General features: G+C 52.4%; 22 protein-coding genes. 13 read left to right on the top strand and 9 right to left on the bottom strand.

The window, feature by feature from the left end; genetic code table 11:
- Window positions 1–154 precede the first annotated feature (154 nt).
- A complete protein-coding gene (locus P0X86_RS25160; RefSeq protein WP_277746744.1) occupies window positions 155–1,180 on the top strand; it encodes a leucine-rich repeat domain-containing protein in 1,026 nt (341 codons plus the stop codon).
- Window positions 1,181–1,240: 60 nt separating this feature from the next.
- Here the strand turns inward: P0X86_RS25160 and P0X86_RS25155 are convergent, their stop codons facing one another.
- The 4 genes from P0X86_RS25155 to P0X86_RS25140 all read right to left on the bottom strand — a co-directional run bounded on the left by P0X86_RS25155 (window position 1,241) and on the right by P0X86_RS25140 (window position 6,667).
- A complete protein-coding gene (locus P0X86_RS25155) occupies window positions 1,241–2,086 on the bottom strand; it encodes a sulfurtransferase (protein ID WP_277746743.1) in 846 nt (281 codons plus the stop codon).
- Window positions 2,087–2,255: 169 nt separating this feature from the next.
- Window positions 2,256–4,463: an acyltransferase family protein gene (locus P0X86_RS25150; protein ID WP_277746742.1), complete on the bottom strand. Its 2,208-nt coding sequence runs from the start codon at window positions 4,461–4,463 to the stop codon at window positions 2,256–2,258.
- A 455-nt stretch (window positions 4,464–4,918) separates the two neighbouring features.
- Window positions 4,919–6,079: a sporulation protein YhbH gene (gene yhbH / locus P0X86_RS25145; protein WP_009595852.1), complete on the bottom strand. Its 1,161-nt coding sequence runs from the start codon at window positions 6,077–6,079 to the stop codon at window positions 4,919–4,921.
- Window positions 6,080–6,244: 165 nt separating this feature from the next.
- Window positions 6,245–6,667 carry a hypothetical protein gene (locus P0X86_RS25140; RefSeq protein WP_228468856.1) on the bottom strand — a complete coding sequence of 141 codons (423 nt, stop codon included), beginning with the start codon at window positions 6,665–6,667 and terminating at the stop codon, window positions 6,245–6,247.
- Between the two features lie 209 nt (window positions 6,668–6,876).
- Between P0X86_RS25140 and P0X86_RS25135 the strand changes: the two genes are divergently transcribed.
- A complete protein-coding gene (locus P0X86_RS25135) occupies window positions 6,877–7,254 on the top strand; it encodes a DUF423 domain-containing protein (protein ID WP_009595784.1) in 378 nt (125 codons plus the stop codon).
- Window positions 7,255–7,336: 82 nt separating this feature from the next.
- Here the strand turns inward: P0X86_RS25135 and P0X86_RS25130 are convergent, their stop codons facing one another.
- A complete protein-coding gene (locus P0X86_RS25130; protein WP_228468857.1) occupies window positions 7,337–7,876 on the bottom strand; it encodes a hypothetical protein in 540 nt (179 codons plus the stop codon).
- Between the two features lie 232 nt (window positions 7,877–8,108).
- On the opposite strand from P0X86_RS25130, the gene P0X86_RS25125 reads away from it, so the two are divergent.
- Window positions 8,109–8,411, top strand: coding sequence for a YunC family protein (locus P0X86_RS25125; protein ID WP_009595810.1), 303 nt, complete (start codon window positions 8,109–8,111; stop codon window positions 8,409–8,411).
- 189 nt (window positions 8,412–8,600) lie between these two features.
- On the opposite strand, the gene mtnA is transcribed toward P0X86_RS25125, so the two are convergent.
- Together mtnA and mtnK are read right to left on the bottom strand one after the other, a co-directional pair.
- Window positions 8,601–9,680, bottom strand: coding sequence for an S-methyl-5-thioribose-1-phosphate isomerase (gene mtnA / locus P0X86_RS25120; protein WP_277746741.1), 1,080 nt, complete (start codon window positions 9,678–9,680; stop codon window positions 8,601–8,603).
- Window positions 9,677–10,900, bottom strand: coding sequence for an S-methyl-5-thioribose kinase (mtnK, locus tag P0X86_RS25115; RefSeq protein WP_213579563.1), 1,224 nt, complete (start codon window positions 10,898–10,900; stop codon window positions 9,677–9,679). Before mtnK ends, mtnA begins: the two co-directional genes overlap by 4 nt.
- Window positions 10,901–11,209: 309 nt before the next feature.
- On the opposite strand from mtnK, the gene P0X86_RS25110 reads away from it, so the two are divergent.
- The 6 genes from P0X86_RS25110 (at window position 11,210) to sufB (ending at window position 17,298) form a co-directional block, all read left to right on the top strand.
- Window positions 11,210–11,686 (top strand): Dps family protein, encoded by a 477-nt coding sequence (locus P0X86_RS25110; RefSeq protein WP_277746740.1) that lies wholly within the window; start codon window positions 11,210–11,212, stop codon window positions 11,684–11,686.
- A gap of 445 nt (window positions 11,687–12,131) precedes the next feature.
- Complete coding sequence (sufC, locus tag P0X86_RS25105; RefSeq protein WP_015737018.1) at window positions 12,132–12,914, top strand: Fe-S cluster assembly ATPase SufC; 783 nt, start codon at window positions 12,132–12,134, stop codon at window positions 12,912–12,914.
- A 22-nt stretch (window positions 12,915–12,936) separates the two neighbouring features.
- A complete protein-coding gene (gene sufD, locus P0X86_RS25100) occupies window positions 12,937–14,241 on the top strand; it encodes a Fe-S cluster assembly protein SufD (RefSeq protein WP_192570827.1) in 1,305 nt (434 codons plus the stop codon).
- Window positions 14,238–15,458, top strand: a complete 1,221-nt coding sequence (locus P0X86_RS25095) for a cysteine desulfurase (protein WP_277746739.1) — start codon at window positions 14,238–14,240, stop codon at window positions 15,456–15,458. The genes sufD and P0X86_RS25095 overlap by 4 nt, the downstream gene beginning before the upstream one ends.
- Window positions 15,448–15,867: a Fe-S cluster assembly sulfur transfer protein SufU gene (gene sufU, locus P0X86_RS25090; RefSeq protein ID WP_015737015.1), complete on the top strand. Its 420-nt coding sequence runs from the start codon at window positions 15,448–15,450 to the stop codon at window positions 15,865–15,867. Before P0X86_RS25095 ends, sufU begins: the two co-directional genes overlap by 11 nt.
- Before the next feature lie 33 nt (window positions 15,868–15,900).
- Complete coding sequence (gene sufB / locus P0X86_RS25085; protein ID WP_015737014.1) at window positions 15,901–17,298, top strand: Fe-S cluster assembly protein SufB; 1,398 nt, start codon at window positions 15,901–15,903, stop codon at window positions 17,296–17,298.
- A gap of 289 nt (window positions 17,299–17,587) precedes the next feature.
- Here sufB and P0X86_RS25080 read toward each other — a convergent pair whose 3' ends face one another.
- Both P0X86_RS25080 and moaD read right to left on the bottom strand, forming a co-directional pair.
- Window positions 17,588–18,634: an HD-GYP domain-containing protein gene (locus P0X86_RS25080; RefSeq protein ID WP_277746738.1), complete on the bottom strand. Its 1,047-nt coding sequence runs from the start codon at window positions 18,632–18,634 to the stop codon at window positions 17,588–17,590.
- A gap of 88 nt (window positions 18,635–18,722) precedes the next feature.
- Window positions 18,723–19,460 carry a molybdopterin converting factor subunit 1 gene (moaD, locus tag P0X86_RS25075; RefSeq protein ID WP_277746737.1) on the bottom strand — a complete coding sequence of 246 codons (738 nt, stop codon included), beginning with the start codon at window positions 19,458–19,460 and terminating at the stop codon, window positions 18,723–18,725.
- Between the two features lie 111 nt (window positions 19,461–19,571).
- Between moaD and P0X86_RS25070 the strand changes: the two genes are divergently transcribed.
- From P0X86_RS25070 to P0X86_RS25055, 4 genes are all read left to right on the top strand, one after another.
- The gene (locus tag P0X86_RS25070; RefSeq protein ID WP_192570828.1) at window positions 19,572–21,005 is read left to right on the top strand and encodes a bifunctional metallophosphatase/5'-nucleotidase; all 1,434 of its coding nucleotides are present in this window, start codon (window positions 19,572–19,574) and stop codon (window positions 21,003–21,005) included.
- Between the two features lie 70 nt (window positions 21,006–21,075).
- Window positions 21,076–21,900: an undecaprenyl-diphosphate phosphatase gene (locus P0X86_RS25065; protein WP_009595695.1), complete on the top strand. Its 825-nt coding sequence runs from the start codon at window positions 21,076–21,078 to the stop codon at window positions 21,898–21,900.
- 108 nt (window positions 21,901–22,008) lie between these two features.
- Window positions 22,009–23,112 carry an HD-GYP domain-containing protein gene (locus P0X86_RS25060; RefSeq protein ID WP_009595803.1) on the top strand — a complete coding sequence of 368 codons (1,104 nt, stop codon included), beginning with the start codon at window positions 22,009–22,011 and terminating at the stop codon, window positions 23,110–23,112.
- Window positions 23,113–23,124: 12 nt separating this feature from the next.
- A complete protein-coding gene (locus P0X86_RS25055; RefSeq protein WP_277746736.1) occupies window positions 23,125–25,431 on the top strand; it encodes an MMPL family transporter in 2,307 nt (768 codons plus the stop codon).
- Window positions 25,432–25,520: the final 89 nt, after the last annotated feature.

Below are 25,520 nucleotides of genomic sequence, written 5' to 3'. Positions count from 1 at the left end.
TTGCATAGAAGCTGTCCTCTTCGCCGACACGAAGAAGGACGGCTTCTTCTCTTCTGTTGAAGTGGAAGATTTGCCCATATTTTGGTACTATGTTAACTAGATTTAAGGCGGAGTGGAGGCTCCCGGATCAGTTCAAAGAATGGAGGCGAACGAAATGAGCGAGCCGTGGGCTGCATCGATGAGCGGTGCTCCCTGGAGCACGGACAAAATGCATAGTGCCGTTAAACAGCTGAGGAACCGTGCAACCATCGGTTTTGTTGTCGGGGCAGACGATGCGGAAGATCTGCTGAAGCTGGACGAGCAGGTGTTTTCCAAGCGTCCGGACTTGATACTGCATATTTATCAAGCAGAAGCGAACGGAAGATATACCGATGAATTTCTGAAGACGCTCGCGGGATTGAAGTTTGTTGCTGCTTTGCATTTGGATCTGAAACAGCGGCAGGATTTAACTAGGCTGGGCGCGATGGATCGAATGGAGTTTCTTAAGTTACGCTCGCCCAAAACGCAAAGCATCGATTTTATCCGGAGCTACAAGTTTCTAAAATACCTGGAGCTCAGCGGTAAATTCGATGATCTGGCGCCGATTGCCGACTGCATTCGCCTGGATACGCTGGTCCTGAACTGCTCCATCGATCAACTGGATTTTATCGTGGATTTGCCCTTGATGAAGTATCTGGCCTTAGACAGCTGTACATTGAACGGTTCGCTTAATGTGTTGGCCGATTCGAATGTAAGCATGCTGAGGCTGTCTTCCGTCCGCAACCTGGTGCATATTGATGACCTGGCGGCATTGGATCATCTGGCCTTTCTGCACTTGTCGCTGCCGAAAGTCGAGCGCTTGTGCGATTTCTCGCATATGCGTAATCTTCGGCAGCTTGAACTGGATTATATGAAATCCTTGCAGGAGATCGGGAATCTGTGGACCGCGGACCGGTTGGAGGTTCTAATGCTGAAGGAGATTTCTACAAGGATCAAGGCGGAAGCCTTGGACGGCTTAACAAAAATGGACTGCCTGCGCCAGATCGACTTCCGGTTTATCGATTCCGGCAAAGGCCGAATTGCTGCTCTCCGCAAGCGAATGGTGGAAGCGGGCAAAGAGGCTCTGCTCTACGAGAATATCCCTGAGGAGAACCGGATACGCTCGATGGCTCTTGAGCATCTGTCAGGAATTCTGATGTAGGAAAGAATGCAGATGATCAAAAAATTAAAAGCCCGCTACCATAGCGGGCTTTTCCCGATTTCAACCTAGTGATTCTTCCCCCGTCGCCACCGGGTTCTCCTCATAACTGATCCAATCGCTCCAGCTGCCCGCGTACAGCTTTACGTTGCCGTACCCGGCTTCCTCCAGGGCTAGCACGTTCGGACAAGCGGTGACGCCGGAGCCGCAGTATACGATGATCTCGGCATCTTGCGGGATGTCCGAGAAATGCTCGCGGATCGCTTCCGCATCCTTCCAATGTCCGGAATCGTCCAGGACGCCTTTCCAGAAATAGTTCACAGCACCCGGAATATGCCCGGCTTTGGTGTCCATAGGCTCCTCCAATCCGGCATATCTGCGCGGCTCGCGGGAATCGATGAGCGTTTTGCTTCGCTGCTGCGACGCCTTGCGTACTTCATCGACGCGGACCAATTTGTCGGGCTTAAGGTGGATGTCATATGTAACCGGAATGACGACCGGCTGTTCGTCCGTTACCGGATACGATGCGTTCTTCCAAGCCGTAAACCCTTCATCCAATACATAAGCTTGCTCGTGGCCGGTATATTTCAGCAGCCACCATAGTCGGCTGGCCATGGCTCCGCCCTGGTCGTCGTAGATCACGACGCGGCTGCTGCTTTGAATGCCGGACTGGCCAAGACGTTGTGCAAGGTGATCCAGGTCGGGCAGGGGGTGGCGACCGCCATGCTCGGTAATGGGGGAGGAGAGGTCCTTCTCCAGGTCGAGGTAAACCGCCCGCGGAATATGCGATTCCTCGTATGTGGCTCGGCCGCTTTCCGGTTTGCCGAGGGCAAAACGGCAGTCGACGATGACCAGATCCGGTTCATAGAGTCTAGCCAGCAGCCATTTCATTGTCACGATATTGTTCATATGCCAGGACACCGCCTTCTATTAAGAAATGATGAGATTAAGTAACCGAATTATATCATATTGCTGCTTGCGAATACGTATATAACTAAAAAGTCGACCTGTCTCATCAAATGATGAGATCAGGCCGACGATATGAGAATGAATGATGGCAAGAATCAGGACAATCCGTTTATTTCTTGATGGCTTGAAGCAGCATGGATGTGTAGGCCTCGGCACCTTCCGGCTCCAGATGGACGCCGTCGGACCGGAAGTATTCCGGATGATCCTTACTGGCTGAATACCAATCCACCAGCGTAACTTTCGGGTTCCGTTCGGCTGCTTTGGCGAGCATGCCGTTAACGTTCTGTTCCCAATCGCGCGGAACGCGCGTATTGATAAGCAGAATCTGTTTGGCCGAATTCAGAGGGCCCAGCAGGGAATCGAGATCCTTTTGCGAGAAGGCCCCGTTGGTTCCGAGCCCGATGATGACAATGCCGCCGTCAATCCGATTTTGGGATTTCAGGGCCGGAATCAGCTCATCGGCCTGGCGCATTTGGCGGCCAATCACCGCATCAATGTGAATGCCGGGCAGCGATTTTTCGAGATAAGGGGAGACCCCGAGCATAACCGAATCCCCGATGGCCGTGATGGCGGACTTGGTTACCGGTGGCTGCTCCGGCTTCGTCGTCGGCTTGGCAGGATCGTTCTTGCCGCCGGGAGTTCCGCTAGCCGGGTCCTTGGATGGATCCGGCTTATCGACCTGATCCCCATTCGGCTCGCCAGTCTTATCGTCATCCGGTTGATCCGGAATCGGTTTCCCGGAGTCGGCTTTATCCATAGGATCGCTTTCTCCGCCGGTTTGCTTGTCTTGGACGTCTTGGTTGTTCTCTGCCGCTGGGTCCGGCACTTCGTTCTCATCAGCACCGGCGTCGTTATTTCCAGAGTCCGTCGCTCCATCCGAAAGCGGAGCCTTAGCCCCTTCATCCCTAGAATTCGGCTCCTTCACCGTATCCGGTTGTTTCGATGGCTCTACGGCAGGAGGCGTTGCGTTGTCTCCGTTCGTGTCGACCGGTTGCGGCGGTTCGGCCGTAGCAGACTCGGTGCTTGGAGGCTGAGCCGCTTCCTCCGGAGCAGGGTCATCGATGTTCAGCATGGCAGCGATATCGCCCACCGTTCTTGCAGAGGACACGCTGCTCATCATCCCCGAACAGAATATGCCGATCAGCATAAGAGAGCTCAGGGACACGATCCAGCCTCTTAACGAAATCGAAGCTGGGCGGCGGCGAAGCGAGCGGGCTTTAAGCCATAATTTTTTAAGCCCGCCATGCCGTATCGGTTCTTCGACATACTTCCAGGATAGCGCGGCCAGCAGAACGCTTGCGGTGATTTGCAGCGCAGTCTGAAGCAAACTGAGATCGCTAGCGCCGGAATCAGGCGAGGTCAGGATCATGACCGGGTAATGCCATAAGTAGATGCCATAGGAACGAACGCCGATCCACAGCAGCGGCTTCCAGCTTAACAAGCGGCTGATGGAAGCCGCAGGGTGGGCCAGCACCGCTATGAGCACGGCAGCAGCCAAGGAAAAGAGGAACATGCCTCCTTGATACAGGAATGCGTCGTAACGGTCCACCTGCCACATCATGTAGAGAATGATAAGCATTGCCGCGGCACCCGTCATGTTGAGTTTATAGCGGATGCCTCTTGAAGCGCGGGAGGACAGTTTCCAGCTGGGCCATACGATGGCCAGCCCCGCTCCGATCAGCAGGCCGAACGCCCGGGTATCCGTACCGTAGTAAACCCGGCTCGGATCGTCGCCCGGCTGATAGATCACGGCCATGAGGAGCGCGGAAATCGCGGCACCGGCGGCAATGAACGCAAAGAGCTGCCCTCGGCGGGGAAACAGCTTGAGCGCCGCCAGCATGATAACCGGCCACAGCAGGTAGAACTGTTCTTCCACTGCTAGCGACCAGAAATGCCCCAGCGGAGAAGGCGGGCCAAACGATTCAAAATAGGATTGCTGCTGAAAAATAAACTGCCAGTTGCTTATGTACGTAACCGCTCCAAGCACTTCGCTTCGAAGCGTAGCCAATCTTGACCGGTCGAACAGCGTTACCCATACCACAAGGATGAACAGCATGAGCAGCATCGCCGGCAGGAGACGCCGGAATCTCCGTATCCAAAAATCCTTGAGATCAATCCGTCTATGATGATGCCATTGCGAAGCCAAAATATCCGTAATGAGGTAACCGGACAATACGAAGAATAAACTTACCCCGAGAAACCCGCCGCCTGCAAAGCCAAAATTCCAGTGGTATCCCATCACACCGATCAATGCGAGGGCCCGCAGTCCGTCAAGACCGGGCATGTAACGTGAATGTGGTTTATCGGATATCGGCACGGAAGATCACTCCTCTCGAGGGATCTGCGCTCATGCCGCCCTGTAACAGCCGCTGCGATAATATGTAGGACATATTCTCAAACGTCTGGGTGCTGGATAGTCGATGTGTCATTTGGAACATGGTAAACCTTCCCTTTCCTTTATAGGAGGATATTTCATATGCAGGAGACCTTATCGAATCCTGTAATATCCTGCAACAAGATGTCATAGCTAATACTACCATCCTTGGAAAAACAGAAGGTGACAAAAAAATGAACCTACGGCTACATTGTGATGTCAATAATAAGACAGATTTTTCATTTGAAATGACAAGCCGTTATGCTTGACATATCCATTATTCGGCAACGGGCTGTTAGTCGTATCGCAGGAGGCCATAAGAAAGAGGAGGTCCCTGCCTCCTCCAGTGTCCAGGTCATCCGATATTTATTTTTTTCTTTCACTTATCGACTTTAAAATCAGGTAGCGGCTCCTTGCCGTTTCCGAAAAAAGGTCTTGAGCGCCTCGTACACTTCCCCTTTGTCCTTTATGACATGGTACATGAATTGGTCCAGCTTGATATTTTTATACGCCGACATCAGCGTGCTGCTGCGATTGTATTGATTGACCTCGCCGTAACCGAACATGTTGCTCACCTTCAGCAGCTCCCCGATGAGTTTGACGCAGCGTTCATTATCGGATGTGAGATTATCGCCGTCCGAGAAATGGAAGGGATAGATGTTGTATTTGGAAGGAGGGTACCGGTGATGAATGATATCCAGCGCCTTCTGATACGCGGATGAACATATCGTACCCCCGCTTTCGCCGCGCGTGAAGAACTCCTCTTCGGTCACTTCCTTCGCTTCGGTATGGTGGGCGATAAACACGATTTCCACCTTCTCGTACTGCTTGCGGAGGAAACGGGTCATCCAGAAGAAAAAGCTGCGCGCGCAGTATTTCTCGAAGGAACCCATGGAACCGGAAGTGTCCATCATGGCGATGATGACCGCATTGGATTCCGGTATGACGGTGTCGTCCCAGGTTTTGTAGCGCAGGTCGTCCGGACTGATGCCGTGGATGCCGGGCTTGCCGTCCCTCGCATTGCGGCGCAGATTCTCCAGGATGGTGCGTTTCTTATCGATGTTGGACATGATGCCTTTTTTGCGGATGTCGTTGAACACGATGGACTCCGTCTCGATCTGCTCTTTATCCTTGGGCTGCAGCAGCGGGAGCTCCAGCTCCTCAAACAGCATATTCTCCAGCTCTTCCAGGCTGACCTCGGTTTCCACAATATCCTGTCCCGCCTGGTCACCGGCCGATTCTCCTTTTCCGGGCTGGGCCGCTGAAGGGTCGCGTCCAAGGACGTCCCCAACCTGACTGTCACCGTCGCCTTGACCGACATGCTTTTGCTTCTGGTAATTGTAGATGAAACGGTATTCGTCAAGGCTTCGGATCGGAACTTTAATGATCTGCTTTCCGTCGGACAAAATAATGTTTTCCTCAGTAATAAGGTCGGGCAGGTTGCGTTTGATCACTTCGCGGATTTTATGCTGGTGACGTACCTGATCCTGATAGCCTTTGCGGTGCAGCGACCAGTCTTCACGGGATACGACAAACGACAGAGCGTCTTCATTTTGCACGGACAGTCACCTCCCAAGTGTAGCCTTGACACGGTTGCCGTCTTTTCGGCTGTAGTATCTCATTATATTCGGGAGAAAGAGCGATATGTGAGTGTGAATCCGTGTTTGCCATGAAAAAGACACTTAACCTGAAATGGATCAGGCAAGTGTCCTGGTACGTAATCCTTATGCGCTTAATACGAATAGGAAAAGGGCGCCGATGGTGACGATGACTACGCCGTTCACGATGGTGGCAATGACGGCGACGGCACGCTTGCGCGTCTTAGAGAAGCAGCCGACAATGCCAAGCGCCAGGCCGACGATATTGATGATCATCACGAGAATGAAAACGGCCGCCAGCGTGGTCATCGCTTCAAGCGTTTCCTGCGTCGGCTCCAGGATCGGCCCGTTTTCCGTCATGTAAGGTTCAATCATCGTGGTGCCGAGCGCGCCGAGCAGAATATAACCAAGCAGCGTCACGATCGACAGAATGAATGATGCAATGCCGAAGCGGGAGTTCTTTCTGTCCTCGGGAGGAATGAAGGTGGTTTTAGGTCGCTTGGGCGAATCTTGCCCCTCGGATGGGGAGGAAGGTGATTGTTGATCCATGTACATAATCGCTCCTAACTTGAGATTCATTCTTAATGGGTCCATGCGGTTTCCAAATAAAAGACATCCTTATTAATCTTTCACAAAATGGCCCTGAAATCAAGTCCAAAGCGTTTGCGCGCCGGTGGAAAAGCGTACGCGAATCCGTTAAACTTAACATGATTACATATGGACACGGGTGTCCGCTGACAAAAGGGGTTGAAAAAAACATGAGTCGTGCTTTCATCGCATGGGGCTCGATCCTGATGGCATTGTCCGTCGCCATTGGGGCATTCGGCGCCCATATGCTGGAGGATATCATTACGCCGGACGAGCTTGCCACCTATGAGACGGGCGTCCACTATCATATGATTCACGGATTGGCGGTCCTGATTACGGGGATTGTGGCCAAGGTGCTGGGCGAATCCCGGAAGCTGTTTTGGGCGGGGGCTTTATTCATCGCGGGAACCGTTATTTTTTCCGGCAGTCTCTACGTGTTAAGTATATCCGGCATCAAATGGCTAGGGGCGATTACGCCGATCGGCGGCGTATCCTTTATCGCAGGCTGGCTGATCCTGATGTCCTCGGCGCTGTCCCGTAAAAACTAGCACTCAAAAAAAAGAACGGCTTCACCGATCCCTGATAAAGGGCGGCGATGCCGTTTTTACATACCTATAATATACTGCCGACTCAGCTCACGCTGAACTCGTCGATTTCATTGAGTTTGAAGGTATATACCTGCTTCTCATCGACATGATAGACGTTGACCAGGAAATTGCTTTCGTCATAGTTGAGTATGCGGCAGGGGAGACTTGTCTGCTTACCATGGCGGTTGGTTGTCAGGCGAACAAGGCGATTGTCCTTACTGTATACTTTAATCCATTCAAAGGGATCATTTCCGGCGAGTGGAGTTTGGACAGGAGGTGCGCTTGCAGCGATCTTTTTTTCCGGCGAGGATATCGCAGGCGGAGCAGGTTTCTCATGCTGAGTCGTGGAAGAAGCCATCTTCCGGGAGGCCTTGCTAATAACGGAATCTTTCTTGGCTTGGACCAAGGTGTTGATAATTTCTCCAAGTTCCATTCCGGACTTAATCCGGAAATCGACGACTTCGGCCTTGTCGTTCAGCATTTCCAGCAAATATTGCAAAGCCAGTGCGTTGGAGGGACTCTTGACCAGAATATCAACGTTGAATAAAAAGCCGTTATCATCGGTGACAGGAATTGTGTTCATAGCTTTTATCATTCACCAGCTTTCAAGGTTTTCTTCTGAATCAAATATACCATAATTTTCGAATTTTCATAGTCCTAATGTCACGGATATTTCACTTTTATTCTATTAAATCGAGAGACGTTCGCACCATAAACATAAGGCGCCCTTGCGCAATATCAGAGACATTCGCACCATGTCGGTTCAAAGAGAATAAACATAATTCTAAGCCGATGTGAGGGGAGGATTGTTTATATTGGTGACTTTACTGCCGATCGAGATTGAAGGACATACCGTTATGGGCGTCGAGGTCAAACTTCCGAAAACTACGCTGCTGGCTGTATACACTTCCCGCGGTTATATTATGTGCGGTGCCCTCGATGTGGGCCTTCTGAACGAACAGCTTGCAGACCGCAAGATTATTGCCGGGAGAGCCGTTGGGGTTCGCACATTGGAGCAGCTGCTGGAGGCACCGCTGGAATCGGTAACCTTGGAGGCGGAGAAGTGGGGCATTCATCCCGGCCTCGCCGGCAAGGATGCGATCCTGCGGATGATCTGAGCCCAGCAGGCTTAAGCGGTACAAGAGTGATTCCGGTGCGGATCGCTCTTTTTTTAATGAGATAAGCGATGCTTTTGTCAGCTTCACAGGGAAAAAAATGCGCCGAAACGCAATCAAAGAGAACAAACGGACAATCGGCGGGGGCCTTTTGTCCGTTTGTTCGTCGATGGCGTGAAATCTTGCAGCGGCTTATTCGAATAAGTTTTTCAAGCTCTCTTCGTAAGGTGCTTGCACGACGCCTTTTTCCGTTATGATCGCCGTCACGTATTCGTTCGGCGTAATGTCGAAGGCAGGGTTGTACACTTTGACGCCTTGTGGTGCGGTGCGCTTGCCGAAACCTTCCGTGATTTCTTCCGCCGGCCGCTCCTCAATCGGAATATCGGCACCCGTCTTCGTATTCAGGTCGATCGTGGACAACGGGCACGCCACATAAAAAGGAATGCCATGGGCTTTCGCCAGGACCGCGACCCCATACGTACCGATTTTGTTGGCGACATCGCCGTTTGCGGCTACGCGATCCGTACCGACGATAACCGCTTGTATCCAACCTTTGGACATGACCATGGCGGCCATGTTGTCTGCCAGCAGCGTGACGTCGATGCCGGCCTGCTGGAGTTCAAAGGCGGTTAGGCGGGCACCTTGCAGAACGGGTCTCGTCTCATCCGCGAACACCTTGATGTTCAGGCCCTGCTCATGGGCCAGATACATTGGCGCCAGGGCGGTCCCGTATTTGGCGGTCGCCAATCCCCCCGCATTGCAGTGGGTGAGCACGCCCATGCCGTCCCGGAAGAACGGCAGCGCGTTCTCGCCGATGCGGCGGCATACATCCTCGTCCTCGGCCCGGATGGCCTCGGCTTCGGCGAGCAGCGCCGCGTTCAGACCAGCCGTGTCGAGATCCGAAGCCGCCAGCTTCTCGGCTGCAAGCTTGATGCGGTCCAGCGCCCAAAACAGATTGACGGCCGTCGGTCTGGACGTTGCGAGATAAGCGCAGGTTTTTGCGACTTGCTGAAGCCAATCCTCGCGACCATCGGCTTCCACCTGCATTCCCCCGAGAACGGCGCCGAATGCTGCCGCGATGCCGATCGCCGGTGCGCCGCGGACTTTCATGAAGTGAATCCCTTCCCAGACTTCCTCTGGCGTATAGAGCTTAAGATAGACGATCTCTTCCGGGAGCAAGCGCTGATCCAGAAGGACCAGATGGTCTCCTCCCCAGTAAACCGAGCTTAGCGGTTCATAGGTGCTGGTATTGCCGGTAGTCATACCGCTCATATCGATACCTCATTTCCTTTGGATGCTTGCGTGATCAAGGTCAGTATGTCCTCGAAGGACTTGATGCTGCGGTGATGGCGCACGAGATTTTTGCCGATGGCGAGCGCTTTGCGCTGTGCTGCTTCTCTGGCCTTATCGTCCGCTATGGTGTCGATGTCCGCAACATGGGACAATCCGACGATGCGCCGAATCATTTTGCAGCCCGCGAATCCTGCGGCGTCCTTCAAAATCTGCGACACATAATGGTCCTGATAGCCTGGCGTGCGGGACATCTCGTCCAAGAGATCATCGTTCCACAGCGAGCGGAAGTTGTTCTCGAAGTGGTTCCAAACGCTGCTCGCCATCTCGAGGAGTCGGGCTTCCCGGGCGGCCAGCGTCTGCTCGTCCCCGCTCCAGCCCGGCTGTGCCGCGTAGTTGAGCAGGAGGTTTCCGATCACCGCGCCGATATCGAATCCCATCGGGCCGAAATAAGCGAATTCCGGGTCGATCACCTTGGTGGATTCCGGCGTGACGAAGATGCTGCCCGTATGCAGATCCCCGTGGAGCAGAGCTTGCGCATGGGTCAGAAACTTATGGCGCAGCAGCGCGACTTCGAAGTGAAGCGGCAGGTCGGCGCGAAGGGCTTCCGCTTCATCGGCAATGCTCTGTTCATAGTTGTTGTTGGCGGATTCGCGGTATGGATCCTCAAAGATTAAGTCCTCGGTAATTTTGCATAGATCCGGATTAACGAAACGGCCGGCAAGTTCCTTCTTCTTCTGCTGGTTCATGCCCAGATCCGACGTATAGAACAGGGTTCTGGCCAAAAACCGGCCGATATGCTCCGCGAACTTCGGATAGGCGATGCCTTCGATAAGGCCTTTGCGCATGATGGTGTATTCGCTTAAGTCTTCCATCACGGTGTAGGCGAGCTCATCCGAATAGCCGTATACTTTCGGCACGAGGTCAGGGCACAGGGAGTACTCCGTCTCCAGGGCGAGACGCTCGATGCGCGCGCGGTCGAGAGACAGCGGCCAGGATTCGCCTACGACTTTTGCATAAGGAACAGCTTGCTTGATAATGATACTATCAGCCGTATTTTTGGCGGTGACATGAAACACCAGATTGAGATTGCCGTCGCCGATTTCGCGGCATTCGAGTTCGGCATGGTCCGGGAACCGGCCCGGTATACTTTTAGCTAATTGTATCGCTTCGTCCGCGTTCAGCGGATGATATGCAGACATGGATGGTCACCCCCAAATATAATAGAAGAAAAACAAAGCCAACTTTTTTGCTTGGTATTACCTAGTATAACGTTTTTTCGCGAATTTTGTATAATTTTTTGGCAAGTCTCAAGGTTAGCCGAACCTGATTCGCTTCGCAGTCCTGAGGGTAAACTACAAATAGACGCCCAAGCACAGGATGTACTCATATATTAATGAAGGAATAGCATTAGCAGATGGTTCCAGTTACAATGGGGATACACCGATCTGCCGAATGTTCCTTTGACGCAGTACAGGGTGCATTTCATATAGAAAAGGAAGGGATAAACCATGGCAAAAACTACATCTGGCAAAGCTGCAGGAAAAACGAAAAACGCAAGTCTGGAGCAAATGCTCAATCAGCAGGTTGCGAACTTCAACGTGCTCTACGTCAAACTTCACAACTATCACTGGTATGTAACCGGAGAGCAGTTCTACTCCCTTCATGTTAAATTCGAAGAGCTTTATGACGAAATCACGCTTAAAATGGATGAGGTTGCGGAACGCCTGCTTTCGATCAAAGGCAAGCCGGCTGCAACGATGAAAGAATATCTGGAGCTTGCGACCGTTCAGGAGGCCTCCGGCAACGAGGATACCCGCGGCATGGTACAGGCCTTGGTGGAGGACTTTGCTACCGTGTCCGAGGAATTGGCGGAAGGCATCGAAATGGCCGAGGAAGCCGGAGATGCGCCGACAGCGGACATGTTCACCGGGTTCAAGGCCGATCTTGAGAAGCATATGTGGATGCTGCGCTCTTACCTTGGATAAAGCGTGATTCCTATAGAATGATATCCCCATTCATTCCGTATATTCGCTGCAGCTTGAGGCAGCTTGTTAACGAGTCCTCCTCATAGCTTATGTGTCCCCCAACACCGTCTGACGACGCGCGGTTGACGCCGTTGCCTAGATGCCGTGACCGACACGGGGAGCCACAGCATATACGGCGGATGAAAAGGGCAGAATGAAACAGGCTTGGCCGGTTAATCGGCCAAGCCTGTTTTTAATGGTTACAGTTGTCCGAATGTTGTCTCCAAAAGGCTTGTCCGGTTGAAATACGTCATTTTTTATTATAAAATGGCTTGAGAATCATTGATAATCAGTTTAGAATGATTATAAATAAAGAATCACTTTTTATTTTATGAAATCAGGGCGTACAATCCTGTTATCATATGGGACAACAAATACACTACCTATTCAACGGAGGGAATCTAATATGTCAACCAAGTTTGTCATTGAAGGATTGAAAGCAACGATCGAGGGCAAGGAGATCCTGAAGGGGATCAACCTTGAGATGAAGGGCGGAGAAGTTCATGCCATCATGGGACCAAACGGAACGGGTAAAAGTACGTTGGCTTCCGCGTTGATGGGTCATCCTAAATATGAAGTAACCGAAGGTAAAGTATTCCTCGACGATGAAGACGTGCTGGAGATGGAAGTAGACGAGCGCGCACGCGCAGGTCTGTTCCTGGCCATGCAATATCCGAGCGAAATCGCCGGCGTGACGAACTCCGATTTTCTGCGCAGCTCCATCAATGCACGCCGCGGCGAAGGCAACGAGATTTCCCTGATCAAGTTCATTCGTCAAATGGAAGGCAAAATGAAAGAGCTCGAGATGAATCCCGAGTTTGCTCACCGTTACCTGAACGAAGGCTTCTCCGGCGGTGAGAAGAAGCGTAATGAAATTCTGCAAATGATGATGCTGGATCCGAAAATCGTCGTGCTAGACGAAATCGACTCCGGTCTGGATATCGATGCTTTGAGAATCGTGGCGAACGGCGTAAATGCCATGAAGTCCGAAGAGCGCGGTTTCTTGATCATTACCCACTACCAGCGTTTGCTTAACTATATCACGCCAGATTACGTTCACGTTATGATGCAAGGGCGCATCGTGAAATCCGGCGGCCCTGAGCTGGCTGAGCGTTTGGAAGCGGAAGGTTACGACTGGATCAAGGAAGAGCTGGGCATTACCGATGAAACTGTAGGTCAAGACGCGTAAATAGACGGGAGGAGGAAACGATATGACTACACAAACCATTCTTCCGGTCAACGCTGAGGCTCTGAAGGCATTGTCCGAAAGTAAACAGGAGCCGGCTTGGCTTACAGACAGCCGTCTGGCAGCCCTGGAACTGGCCGGCCAGTTGGAACTGCCCAAGCTGGAGAAACAACGCATCGAGCGTTGGAACATCCACAGCTACGGTGAATATAAAGAGAGCAATAAACTCGCGTCCCTTGACGAATTGCCTGAGCATGTGGCCAAACTTGTCGAAGGCTCGAGAGAAGGCGGTTTGGTTATTCAACGCAATTCCGGAACCGTATATGCAAGCCTGGCACCGGAACTCGCAGCCAAAGGCGTGATTTTCACCGATTTGGAAACAGCGGTTAAAGAACACGCGGATTTGGTTAAACCTTATCTGCACCAAGCGCTTAAGAGCGATGAGCACGCCATGGCCGCTCTGCATGCTGCCGTATGGAACGGCGGAGTATTCCTCTACGTTCCCAAGAATGTGGAGGTCGATGTTCCGCTGCAAGCGGTCATGCTGACCGACGATGCTGAAGCAACGTTTGCTCCGCATGTGCTGGTCGTAGCCGAAGCGAACAGTCAGATTACTTATGTAGACAACTACGTATCGGATTCCCTGACTGCGCCGGTAACCCATAACGGCGTGGTGGAAGTGTTTGCTAAGAACGGCGCGAAGGTGCGTTACGCATCCGTTCACCAATTGGCCGGAGAAGCAACGGATGTCACGTTCCGCCGCGCGGTGCTTGACAACGACGCTTCGATCGAGTGGATCGTCGGCGAGATGAACGATGGCGATACAGCCAGCGACACCATGAGCATTCTGAAGGGCAACGGCTCGACATCCGATGCTAAAATCATTGCGGTAGGTTCCGGATCCCAGAAGATCAACTACACCACGCAAGCGAAGCATTTCGGCAAGAGCTCCGCATCCCAGATGATCACCCGTGCGGTCATGCGCGAAGAAGCACAAGCCATCATCAACGGCATTACCAAGATCGAGAAGGGTGCGACGAAGGCGGACGGACAGCAGACCGAACGCGTTCTGATGCTCAGCCCGAAAGCCCGCGGCGACGCGAACCCGATTCTGTTGATCGACGAGGACGACGTAACGGCCGGTCACGCAGCGTCCGTAGGACAAGTGAACCGGGAGCAAATTTACTACCTGATGTCCCGCGGCATCTCCCGTTCCGTTGCAGAATCCCTGATTATTTACGGCTTCTTGGCTCCGGTTGTCAGCGAAATTCCGCTCGAGGGACTTCGCGACCAGCTGCAGGGGCTCGTTGAAAGGAAGCTGGGACAATGATCGCCTCCGTCCGTGAGCAATTTCCCATTCTTCACCAGGAGATCAACGGACATCCGCTGGTATATCTCGACAATGCCGCGACATCGCAAAAGCCGCAGGTGGTCATAGATGCCGTCAAGCGGTACTACGAATGGGAGAACTCCAATGTGCACCGCGGAGTTCATACGCTCGGCAGCCGTGCTACCGATGCTTATGAAGGAGCCAGGGAGAAGGTTGCCCGTTTCATAAATGCCGAGAGTTCGGAGCAGATTATATTCACCCGCGGAACGACGACGGCCCTGAATCTGGTGGCTTCATCCTACGCACGCTCCGTTTGCGGTCCTGGGGATGAAATCGTCCTGACGGAAATGGAGCATCACAGCAATCTCATTCCGTGGCAGCAGGCGGCCATCGCCGTCGGCGCTACGCTGAAATATATTCCTCTGCAGCCTGACGGCACGATCCGTGTCGAAGATGTAGAGGCACTGGTGACCGAACGGACGAAAGTCGTAGCCATCGCATACGTGTCCAACGTCATGGGCGTCGTGCATCCCGTTAAACAAATCGCGGAAATCGCGCATCGGCACGGTGCCGTTATCGTGGTGGACGGGGCGCAAAGCACGCCGCACATGAAAGTGGACGTTCAGGACCTGGACTGCGATTTCTACGCTTTGTCCGGACACAAGATGTGTGCTCCAACAGGTATCGGCGCATTATACGGCAAGAAGGCGCTGCTGGAATCAATGGAGCCGATCGAATTCGGCGGAGAGATGATCAATGACGTCGGGTTGTACGAATCGAACTGGAAGGAGCTCCCTTGGAAGTTTGAGGGCGGCACGCCCATCATTGCAGGAGCTGTCGGACTTGGCGCCGCGATCGATTTCCTGGAGGAAATCGGAATGGACGCCATCGAACGGCATGAGGCTCAGCTTGCGAACTACGCCATGGACCGGATCTCCGAGATCAAAGGCATCTCCATTTACGGTCCCCGTAAGCGTAAAGTGGGCCTTATCACATTCAATCTTGGAGACGTTCATCCGCATGACGTGGCAACCGTTCTGGATGCCCAGGGGATTGCGATTCGTGCCGGACATCATTGCTGTCAACCGCTTATGCGTTGGTTAAAAGTATCTTCCACGGCACGCGCGAGCTTTTATCTGTATAATACAGAAGAGGACGTTGATCGATTAGTTAGCGCCTTAATCCAGACAAAGGAGTATTTTGGCGATGCAACTTGACGATTTGTACAGACGTGTCATCATGGATCATTATAAGAACCCCCGCAATCGCGGCAAGTTTGAAGAAGATGCGGTAACCATCGATTTGAACAATCCGACTTGCGGAGATCGCATTTCCTTGCAGCTTAAGGTAGAGAACGGCGTGGTCGCCGATGCCAAATATACGGGGGAAGGCTGCTCCATCAGCATGTCTTCCGCTTCGATGATGACGGACGCCGTAAAAGGAAGAACGCTCGATGAAGCCATCAGTTTGGCGGACCGCTTTTCTTCCCTTATGAAAGGCGATGAAGTGGATTTTGACGAGTACGAGGATATTGAAGCCCTATCCGGTGTTAACAAGTTTCCTGCACGCATTAAATGCGCAACACTTGCTTGGAACGCACTCCGAAAAGGAATTGACGCGAAGTAAGCGAATGAACAGATCGATAGGGAGGTAAGTTAAATGGCTAAAAAAGCGCCAGAAATGGAAGAGTATAAATATGGTTTCCGTGACGAGCACAAGGCTATTTTCCAAACCGGCAAAGGTTTGACGCGTGAAGTCGTTACGGAAATATCCAAAATCAAGAACGAGCCGGAATGGATGCTGGAATTCCGTTTGAAGGCTCTGGAGCAGTTCGAGAAAATGCCGATGCCTCGTTGGGGCGGCGATCTCGACGAGCTGGATTTCAACGATATCCAGTATTATGTAAGACCTTCCGAGAAGCAAGGCAAGACGTGGGAGGAAGTACCGGCCGAGATCAAGGAAACCTTCGATAAGTTGGGGATTCCCGAAGCAGAGCAGAAGTTCCTGGCGGGCGTATCCGCGCAGTACGAATCCGAAGTGGTCTACCATAATATGCAAAAGGATCTAGAGGATCAAGGCGTTATCTTCATGGATACCGACACGGCTCTTAGAGAGCATCCGGAGATTCTGAAAGAGTACTTTGCAACGGTCGTACCTCCGACGGATAACAAATTCGCGGCTTTGAACAGTGCGGTATGGTCCGGCGGAAGCTTCATCTATGTGCCGAAAGGCGTACAGTGCGAAATTCCGCTGCAAGCCTACTTCCGGATCAACTCCGAGAACATGGGTCAGTTCGAACGCACGCTGATCATTGCCGACGAGGACAGCTTCGTGCATTACGTTGAAGGCTGTACGGCTCCGATCTACAGCACGAACTCGCTTCACAGTGCCGTGGTTGAGATCATCTGCAAAAAGAACGCGCGTGTTCGCTACACGACGATTCAGAACTGGGCACCGAACATCTACAACCTCGTAACGAAGCGCGCGGTTGCGGAAGAGAACGCAACGATGGAATGGGTGGATGGTAACATCGGCTCCAAGCTGACGATGAAATACCCTGCTGTCGTCCTGAAAGGACGCGGTGCCAAAGGGATGGTGCTTTCCATCGCGGTTGCGGGCAAAGGCCAGCATCAGGACGCTGGGGCGAAAATGCTCCACCTGGCGCCGGATACGACGTCCACGATCGTATCGAAATCGATCAGTAAGCATGGCGGTAAAGTAACATACCGCGGTCTCGCCTCGTTCGGCCGCAATGCGGAAGGCGCGAAAGCGAACATTAAGTGCGATACACTCATTCTTGATAACGAGTCGACGTCCGATACGATTCCTTACAACGAAATCAAAAACGACAACATTACGCTGGAGCATGAGGCGACCGTCTCCAAGGTATCCGAGGATCAATTGTTCTACCTCATGAGCCGCGGACTTACGGAAGACGAAGCTACGCAGATGATTGTTATGGGCTTCATCGAGCCGTTCACCAAAGAACTTCCGATGGAGTATGCCGTTGAAATGAACCGCCTGATCAAGTTCGAGATGGAAGGTTCCATCGGCTAAGTAGTTCATATGAAGACAGGAGCGAATCACTCAGGGATGGGTGATTCGCTCTTTTTATTGTGCTTGAACGTTTATGGGAATGGCACCGAGACGCGGACGAAGAGATTTATAGATTGCACAGGCCGGTTGGATACGTCTTCGATTTTGCCAAAATCCAATAAGATTTGATGTGAAAAACGCCACAAGGCAGATGCTAAAAACGCCAGCCTCAAGGCTGACGGCAATACTGGTTATTCAAGCAGGGGAGCAAGCGATTTAGCAGCTTCCGGATTATCTATAGGGACACAGGTCACAACAGAATCTCTTGAATCTCGGTATGATATTCCTTGGAGAGGTCGATGAAACGATCATCGGTCTTTACAAGCGGACGGAAGTAATCCGAAGGATGGTTCATGACGATGATGCCGGATTCGCCCGTCGTCAGCAGAACCTTTTTGCCGATGAAATTCGGCAGCATCTGCTGAATGAAAGCGTGCGTCGGCTTGCCGTTCAGCTTCCCGAAGCTGAGACTGTACAGCTCGCGCAGAACGGTTAGCAGCTGCTGCTTGGACTGATAAACACGGTTCGTTGTCATGGCGCTGTAGACATCGGCTACCGCGCAAATATGAGAGTACGGATGAATCTGGTCTGCATGGAGCGCTCGCGGATAGCCCGAACGGTCATCCCGTTCATGGTGCTGAAGCGCGACCATGGCGGTCACCTTGTCATCCATGGATTCGGCGATCATCTCGTAACCATAGATGGTGTGCAGCTTCACTTCCTCGAATTCCTCGGGGGTCAGCTTGCCGGGCTTGTCCAGGATATCCCTTGAAATCTTACTCTTGCCGATATCATGGAGATAGCCTGCCTTGCCGATTTCATAGGCTTCCTTGCCGGAGTAACCCATCCAATCCGCGATGTAGTAGGATAGCATCCCTACTTGAATGGAATGCCTGTAGGTATAATCGTCTGTTCCATTAAACAGCAGAAGCAGGGATACCACATCCGTATGCTCGTTCAGCGAGCCGACCAGTGGCTGGAAAACATCGTCTACAAGGGATTCATTGAACTTTCCGGATTGGGATGCTTCCGTAAATAAGGCGGAGCATCCGTCAAACGCAAGGTTAAAGTGAGGTTTAACCTTGTTGAACGAGTCCGAAATTTCAGATAACGGATCGAGGGATACGGACAGCGCGCGCGGCCGTATTTCTATGTAATCGATGCCGTGCTGCAATAGCTTGGATATATCCTCTGAACGTAGCAAAGCTCCTTTTTGCAGAACATGAACGCCGTTAGTGTTGTAAGCATCCTGCTGTATTTGATCACCGGGTTTCAGGTCCGTGACATGTACTCTCAAATCATTGCACCTCTTGCCCTTATATAAGTAAAAAGATCAAAACTATCTTAGCAAGAAAATTATGGTTTTACAATGATATAATCGCGACTTATTGCCTAGCCATTGGGTCCCAGGGTCCGGTCTGCGCCCCTTTCCACTCGGATCCATCGTCCCATATCTCCTTCTTCCAGATCGGAACGGATCGCTTCAACTGCTCGATGGCATATCGGCTTGCTTCGTAACATGTTTCCCGATGCGGTGAAGATACGGCGATAACGACGCTGGTTTCCCCGATTCCGACCGTACCGATACGGTGGGAAATCGCGCATTTCGTGCCGGGCCATCGGCCGTGGATGTCCATGCAGATTTGCTGCATTTCTTTCAGGGCCATCGGAATGTAAGCTTCATACTCCAGCGTTACCGTTCGCATCTGACCGGTTATCTCCCGCGTCGTGCCTACAAAGGAAAGCGTTGCGCCATGGTTATCATCATGCACTTTGGCGATGGTTTCTTCCACGGACAGCCGGTGGCAGGTGATGGTGCACGTTCCGTCTGACGAGGAACTGGAGTCTGTGTCCTGCAGGTTGGTTCCGTCTCCGCCGGACACAGGCGGAATCAGAGCCACCTCGTCCCCGCTCTGAATAAGCTGATCCGGCAGCGCATATTCTTGATTGACCGCAACGAAGGCCGTGGCAATCTGGGATTGGGCATCAGGATAAGCCTCGCTAAGAAGCCGCTTCAAATCCCCGGTCGTAAGGGGAAGGGCGGGTACGCTGAATGCAAGTGAAGCCGTGCCGATGCGATCGGCTAATCCGGCGAATAGCAGTATGGAAATGGTTGTCGACATTTTGATCACCTCGTAATTCTTATGGGCTACAATATACCATATTCTTCGCTAAAATGTTATGCTTGTAAGACCGGAAATTATCGTAAAAGTAACTTGGGAGGGGGCCGCCAGATGGGGCTTAAAAGCAATAAACAAAAGCTGACCATATTATATACCAACGATATACACAGCCATTTCGAGATGATGAGCAATGTGGCGGCACTTATTTCCCGGGAAAAGACGGCTGCCGGCGATAAGTCGATCGTACTGGATATCGGAGACCATATGGATCGCGCATCGGTGGAAACCGAAGGCTCAATGGGGCAAGCGAATGTGGATGTCATTAATTTGACAGGATACGACGCGATTACGATCGGCAATAACGAAGGCCTGACCATTTCGTATGATGTTCTGGAGCATGTATATGCCGGACTGCAGTGCCCTGTCGTTTGCTGCAACATCAGGGAGACGGAGAGCGGCAGTCCTCCTTCATGGATGAAACGGCATGTGATCCTAGAGCGGGATGGCATTTCGATCGGGCTCACCGGCGCGACGGCAGCTTTTGCAGGATTTTATCAATTGTTAGGCTGGGAAGCAGGAGACCCGGTGGAGGCCATCGCCGAACAGGTTCGAGCGCTTCAGGGCCAGTGTGATATCGTTATCGTTTTATCCCATTTAGGACTAACGATTGATAAAAGATTAGCAGAACATGTAGAAGGCATTGATGTCATACTTGGCGGCCATACCCATCACATCCTTGAGGAGCCGCTAATGATCGGGAAGACAGCCGTATGCGGCGCGGGCAAATTCGGACAATACGTAGGCCGCCTCGTTATGGAGCGGAATGACGTTGGTGAACGGTTTGCATGCGTAGAGGGAACCTTGCTGCCTGTGGATAAAAGCTTAATGGAGCCCATCGTGGAGCAGGCCATCCTGAAACATCGTGAGCTGGCCAAGGAGAAGTTAACCGAAGCCGTGGCCGTAATCGACCGCAGCCTGCCGATCCATTATGAGGAGGAATCGCCGTTTGCGAACCTGTTGGCTCAGGCCGTGCTGCAGCACACGGGCGCCGAAATTGCGATCGTCAATTCCGGGCAGCTGCTGGGACCGCTGCCGGAGGGCGAAATCAGCACCGGGATGCTGCATGGTTTGTGCCCGTCACCGATTAATCCCTGTGTCGTGAAATTGCGGGGAGAACACATCTATCAGGCGCTTGAAGAGAGTCTGCTTCCGGAGTTTAGCGGGAAGAAGATCATGGGCTTCGGCTTCCGCGGGTATCTGTTAGGGGGCCTGGCCGTCGATGGATTAAAGATCCGATATGACAAGGATGGAGAACCTTACCGGAAGATCACGCAAATCTCCTTCAAGGGACAACCGCTGGAATGGCAGCGGGAATATCATGTGGGAACGCTCGACATGTTTACTTTTAAAATCGGATACGAGACCCTGGCGCTTGGAACGGATACGGTTTATATGCTGCCCGAGTTTATTCGAGACCTGCTGCGGAGCGAGCTTTCGCGTCCCGGATCGCTTGAAGCGTCCATGATTTCACGCTGGATATCCTGACAACCCCCGACTAACTTCCTTTGGCCGAGCATACATATGAGGAGGACAAAGGTAAGGGGAGGGATAGGACATGGATTTTATCACATCCATCATACTGGGGATCGTGGAAGGACTAACCGAATTCATTCCGGTGTCTTCCACGGGCCACATGATTTTGACGGCCAAGGTGCTCGGTTACGATGACCAAACACCGATCATGAAGACGTTTGAGGTTGTCATTCAGCTGGGAGCCATTTTGGCGATCGCGATAGTTTATTGGAATCGGATTTTGAATCTGCTCGGGTGGAGCCGAAGCGAGCCGTTGACCCGGAAAGTGCCTCGGAGGCGATTGAACCTGATGCATATATTTTTGGGGATTGCTCCGGCCCTGCTGGTTGCGTTTTTTGCGAGGGATTTCATCAAAAGCCTGTTCCATGCGCAGACGGTGCTGTTTGCGCTCGTTGCCGGCGGCATTTTTATGATTTTTGCGGAATGGTACAATAAGCATAAAGTCCAAGTGACCGCGCATGATATGGATGATTTGACATATAAGCAGGCCTTTCTGATTGGGATCTACCAGATCATATCCGTCTTATGGCCGGGCTTTTCCCGTTCGGGGTCCACGATCTCCGGGGGCATGCTTAGCGGCGTGAGTTATAAGGCATCGGCCGATTTCTCGTTTATTATCGCGATTCCCATCATGTGTGCCGCATCGGGATATGAATTGCTGGATTCTTACCGATATTTTACTTTAGATACGATCGGCGTATTTCTAGCCGGTTTTATCGTTTCGTTTGTTGTCGCTTATTTTGTCGTCTTGGCCTTCATGAAACTCATACAGAAGATAAGGCTTACTCATTTTGCGATCTACCGTTTTGGTCTCGCTGCCGTTTTTTGGCTGTTCATCATGCATTAAGCAGGAGTAGACACAAGAAGGAGATCCGGCTTCTTCGTATCGTGATCCACTGAAGACTAGACGCTATATCCCACACAAGTTTCAGAATAGCAGAGGAAGTGACGGATTTTGCGTCTTATACCTATCAACGCGTTGAGGCCGGGCATGGTTCTTGGTAAGAAAATATACAATAGTGACGGTTTAATCCTGCTTGCCGAGGGCGTGGAACTGACAGCCGGGCTGATCCGCCGTCTGGGCACGCTGGAACTCGGGTATGTATACATCGAGGATCCGATGACGGAGGATATCGTGGTTCCGGAGCTGTTGACCGAAGAGACGCGGCTGCAGGCGATCCAATCGATTCGGACCAGCTTCAAGAACCTGGAGAGCCAGGCTGCTCTGAAAGGCAGCTTCCTTCATTTGGGCAAAACGTTCTCCGGAATGATGGAGTCCATTATGGATGAAATTTCGGAGCATGATGAGGGCATGGTGCTGCTGACCGATATGAATACGAACGATTACAACCTGTACCGTCATTCTCTGAACGTATGCGTCTACTCGACGGTTCTTGGCGTTTCTTACGGGTATAACCGGGAAGAGCTGAGGGTGCTCGGCCTGGGGGCCCTGCTGCACGATATCGGCAAAACGCGGATAAGCCAGAAGCTGCTGAACCATCCAGGACGGCTTAGCGAGGAGGAATTTCGCGAGGTCCAGAAGCACACCGAGATCGGCTTCAAAATATTGAAGGACGAGCCCAACATTCCGCTGTTATCGGCGCATTGCGCCCTGTCACATCATGAGCGCCTGGATGGCAGCGGTTATCCCCGGGCTTTGAAGGGACCTGACATCCATGAATACGCCAAATGGATCGCGATTACGGATTCTTACGACGCGATGACCACGCAGCGGGTGTACAAGCCTGCATTGCTGCCGCACGAAGCGGTGGAGGTCATGTACGCCGGATCGGGAACGCTGTATGAACAATCATTCCTGGCCATGTTTCGGGATCGGGTAGCGATATATCCTCCCGGGATCACCGTGAAATTGCATACGGGTGAGAATGGAGTGGTATCCAGGATCCACGCGCATGTGCCGCATCGACCCGTTGTCCGCGTATTGACGGATGCCGAGGGCACCCCGTTATCCGCGCCTTACGAATTGGATTTATCCGAGACGCTGGCCGTTATGATCGCCGGCATCGGACAGAGCACCATAGATCAAACTGGAGCATAAGGAGGTTGACTCGTGAGACGTAACGGCCATGCAACATTGCTGCATACATGGGGGCGACTGATTTACCGCTACCGTAAAGCCATTGTTGTAACCTGGCTTATTTTGTTTTGCGTGCTGCTTCCGTTTGCGTTCAAGCTGCCGTCCATATTGCAGCATAACGGGTTTACGCCGAAGGATAGCCCGGCCCAGATCGGAATCGAGAAGCTGGAGGAGGGTCTGGGATTGTCGGCAGCCTCGCTAGATATCGTCGTTGTCAGTCGACACGATGAGAACCTGACGGCAGGGACGGCGCAGAGGCGGATACTGACGGAGCTTGCGCCTTTGCGTGACCGCCCATATGTCAGGGATATGTATATGAATATCGCAGCTCATCAGGCAGGCCAGGATCATATCGTATCCGTGACGGTGCTGCTGGATCTGGATTCCTCGAAAGCCCTGCAGCAGTTTGAAGAGATCAGAGACTCGGTTCCCGACATCACGGGAGCGGATACGTACATAACGGGAAATACCGCCATCTTCGCCGATATGAATCAAGCCGTTAAGAGCGATATTATCCATGCGGAAATGATAGGCATTCCTGCAGCCTTGCTCATCCTGGCGGTCGTATTCGGCACATTGACTGCCGCGCTTCTTCCTTTAATCGCCGGAATTGTCAGCGTGGTGGTCACGATGGGCATTCTGTATTTTGTCGCTTTGGCCGACGGCTCGATCAGCAATTTTCTTCCGAATGTCGTCACGATGCTGGGTCTGGCCGTAGGCATTGATTATGCCTTGCTGATCGTTAGCCGCTTCAAAGAAGAATTGCGGACACGGAGCGGGGATGTGGGATCCGCCCTGGCTATCACTTGCGCAACCGCCGGCAAAGCAGTGATGTTCTCGGGTGCTGCCGTGTTGATCGGTTTTGTGGCGATGAGTTTCATCGACCTGCCGATCTTCCGCTCTTTCAGCATAGGCGGCATTACCGTCGTGCTGTTCTCGGTGCTGGCCGGCAACACGCTTCTTCCGGCTTTATTGGGGATGCTGGGCCCCCGCATCGATGCGCTCCCTCTCTTTCCGGCCAAACTCCGGTCGCTTCGGGGCCGGCAGACCTCGGGTATGTGGAGAAGGATCTCCGGTTTTGTTATGGCCCATCCCGTGACCATCTCTGTAGCAGCGATCGGTTTGCTGCTGGTAGCGATCTATCCGGTCCGAAACATGAGCATTGCCATCCCCGCTGCCGAAGTGCTGCCCCCCGCCTATGAATCCCGTTATGGCCACGACCTGCTTACGCAGGCTTATGACGAACGCGAATTGAATTCGATCGTTGTGGCGGTGGAGCTTCCGTCCTCCTATGCGGATCCGCACAGCATCGAGCTGATGAAGGCGTACACGGATGAAATCAGGCTCATGCCAGGCGTGAAGCGGGTAGAGAGTTATCTGAGCGTTGGCAGGGGTTCGGTGGAGGAAGTATCAAACGTTCTGTCCCGCCAAGAGATCCGCCAGCAGCTGGAGCAGCATCGTTTTGTCAGAGGAAATATGGCAGCCGTTGCCGTGACTCCGGAGCATGAGGAATCCCATGCACTCACGATGCAGCTTGTCCAAGCGCTGCGGACCATGGATACGAATGAACTGAAGACCTATGTCACCGGCAGCCCCGCGTATAAACTGGACATCATGGAAGCCATCCAGCAGAACATTTCCTACGTCCTGGTATTTGTATTTGCGGTGACTTATATCATCCTCCTCTTCGCATTCCGGTCGATCGTGCTCCCCTTAAAGGCCAGCGTCATGAACATGCTCAGCCTGGGCGCCGGACTCGGTATCGTGGTGTGGGTATTTCAGGAGGGCATTGGTGCGGAGTGGCTGGGCGTTTCCTCTACAGGGTCCATCTTCGCGCTTTTGCCGGTCCTGATATTCTGCGTGGTGTTCGGCATATCGATGGACTATGAAGTCATGATGCTCTCGCGGATCATGGAGAACTATGAACGGACGGGGGATAACGAATTCAGCACGGCCGAGGGCTTGGAGAGTACGGGCGGTTTGATTACCAGCGCGGCTCTGATTCTGGCCGTCGTTGTGGGTGCCTTCGTATTTACGGACAATGAAGTGATGAAAGCGATCGGTTTAGGCCTGACAGCAGCCATTCTGCTGGACGCGACCGTGATTCGGGTGCTGCTTGTGCCTGCATTCATGAAGATGCTGGGCAGAGCGAATTGGTGGAGTCCCGCATGGATGTTTCCGGCATCTAAGCTTGCTTCCAAGGAACGTTCAGACAAACGGGGGAATCCGGATGATTTCCAGCCGAACCAAGCAGAAGCCTTCTGTTTGGGTATGTTATAATCATATAATGGACATTATCAAAACCGTAGAGTACATCCAAGCAAGTTGTACTGACTGAATCGGTAATTCAAAGAAATAAGGTGAGTGAA

Origin of the sequence: Paenibacillus sp. BR1-192 (assembly GCF_029542445.1) — a bacterium.
In the GTDB taxonomy this organism is placed as follows: Bacteria; Bacillota; Bacilli; order Paenibacillales; family Paenibacillaceae; genus Paenibacillus_AQ; species Paenibacillus_AQ lautus_A.
Note: the sequence above shows the minus strand (reverse complement) of the source record. Positions and strands in the feature narration are given on the sequence as shown.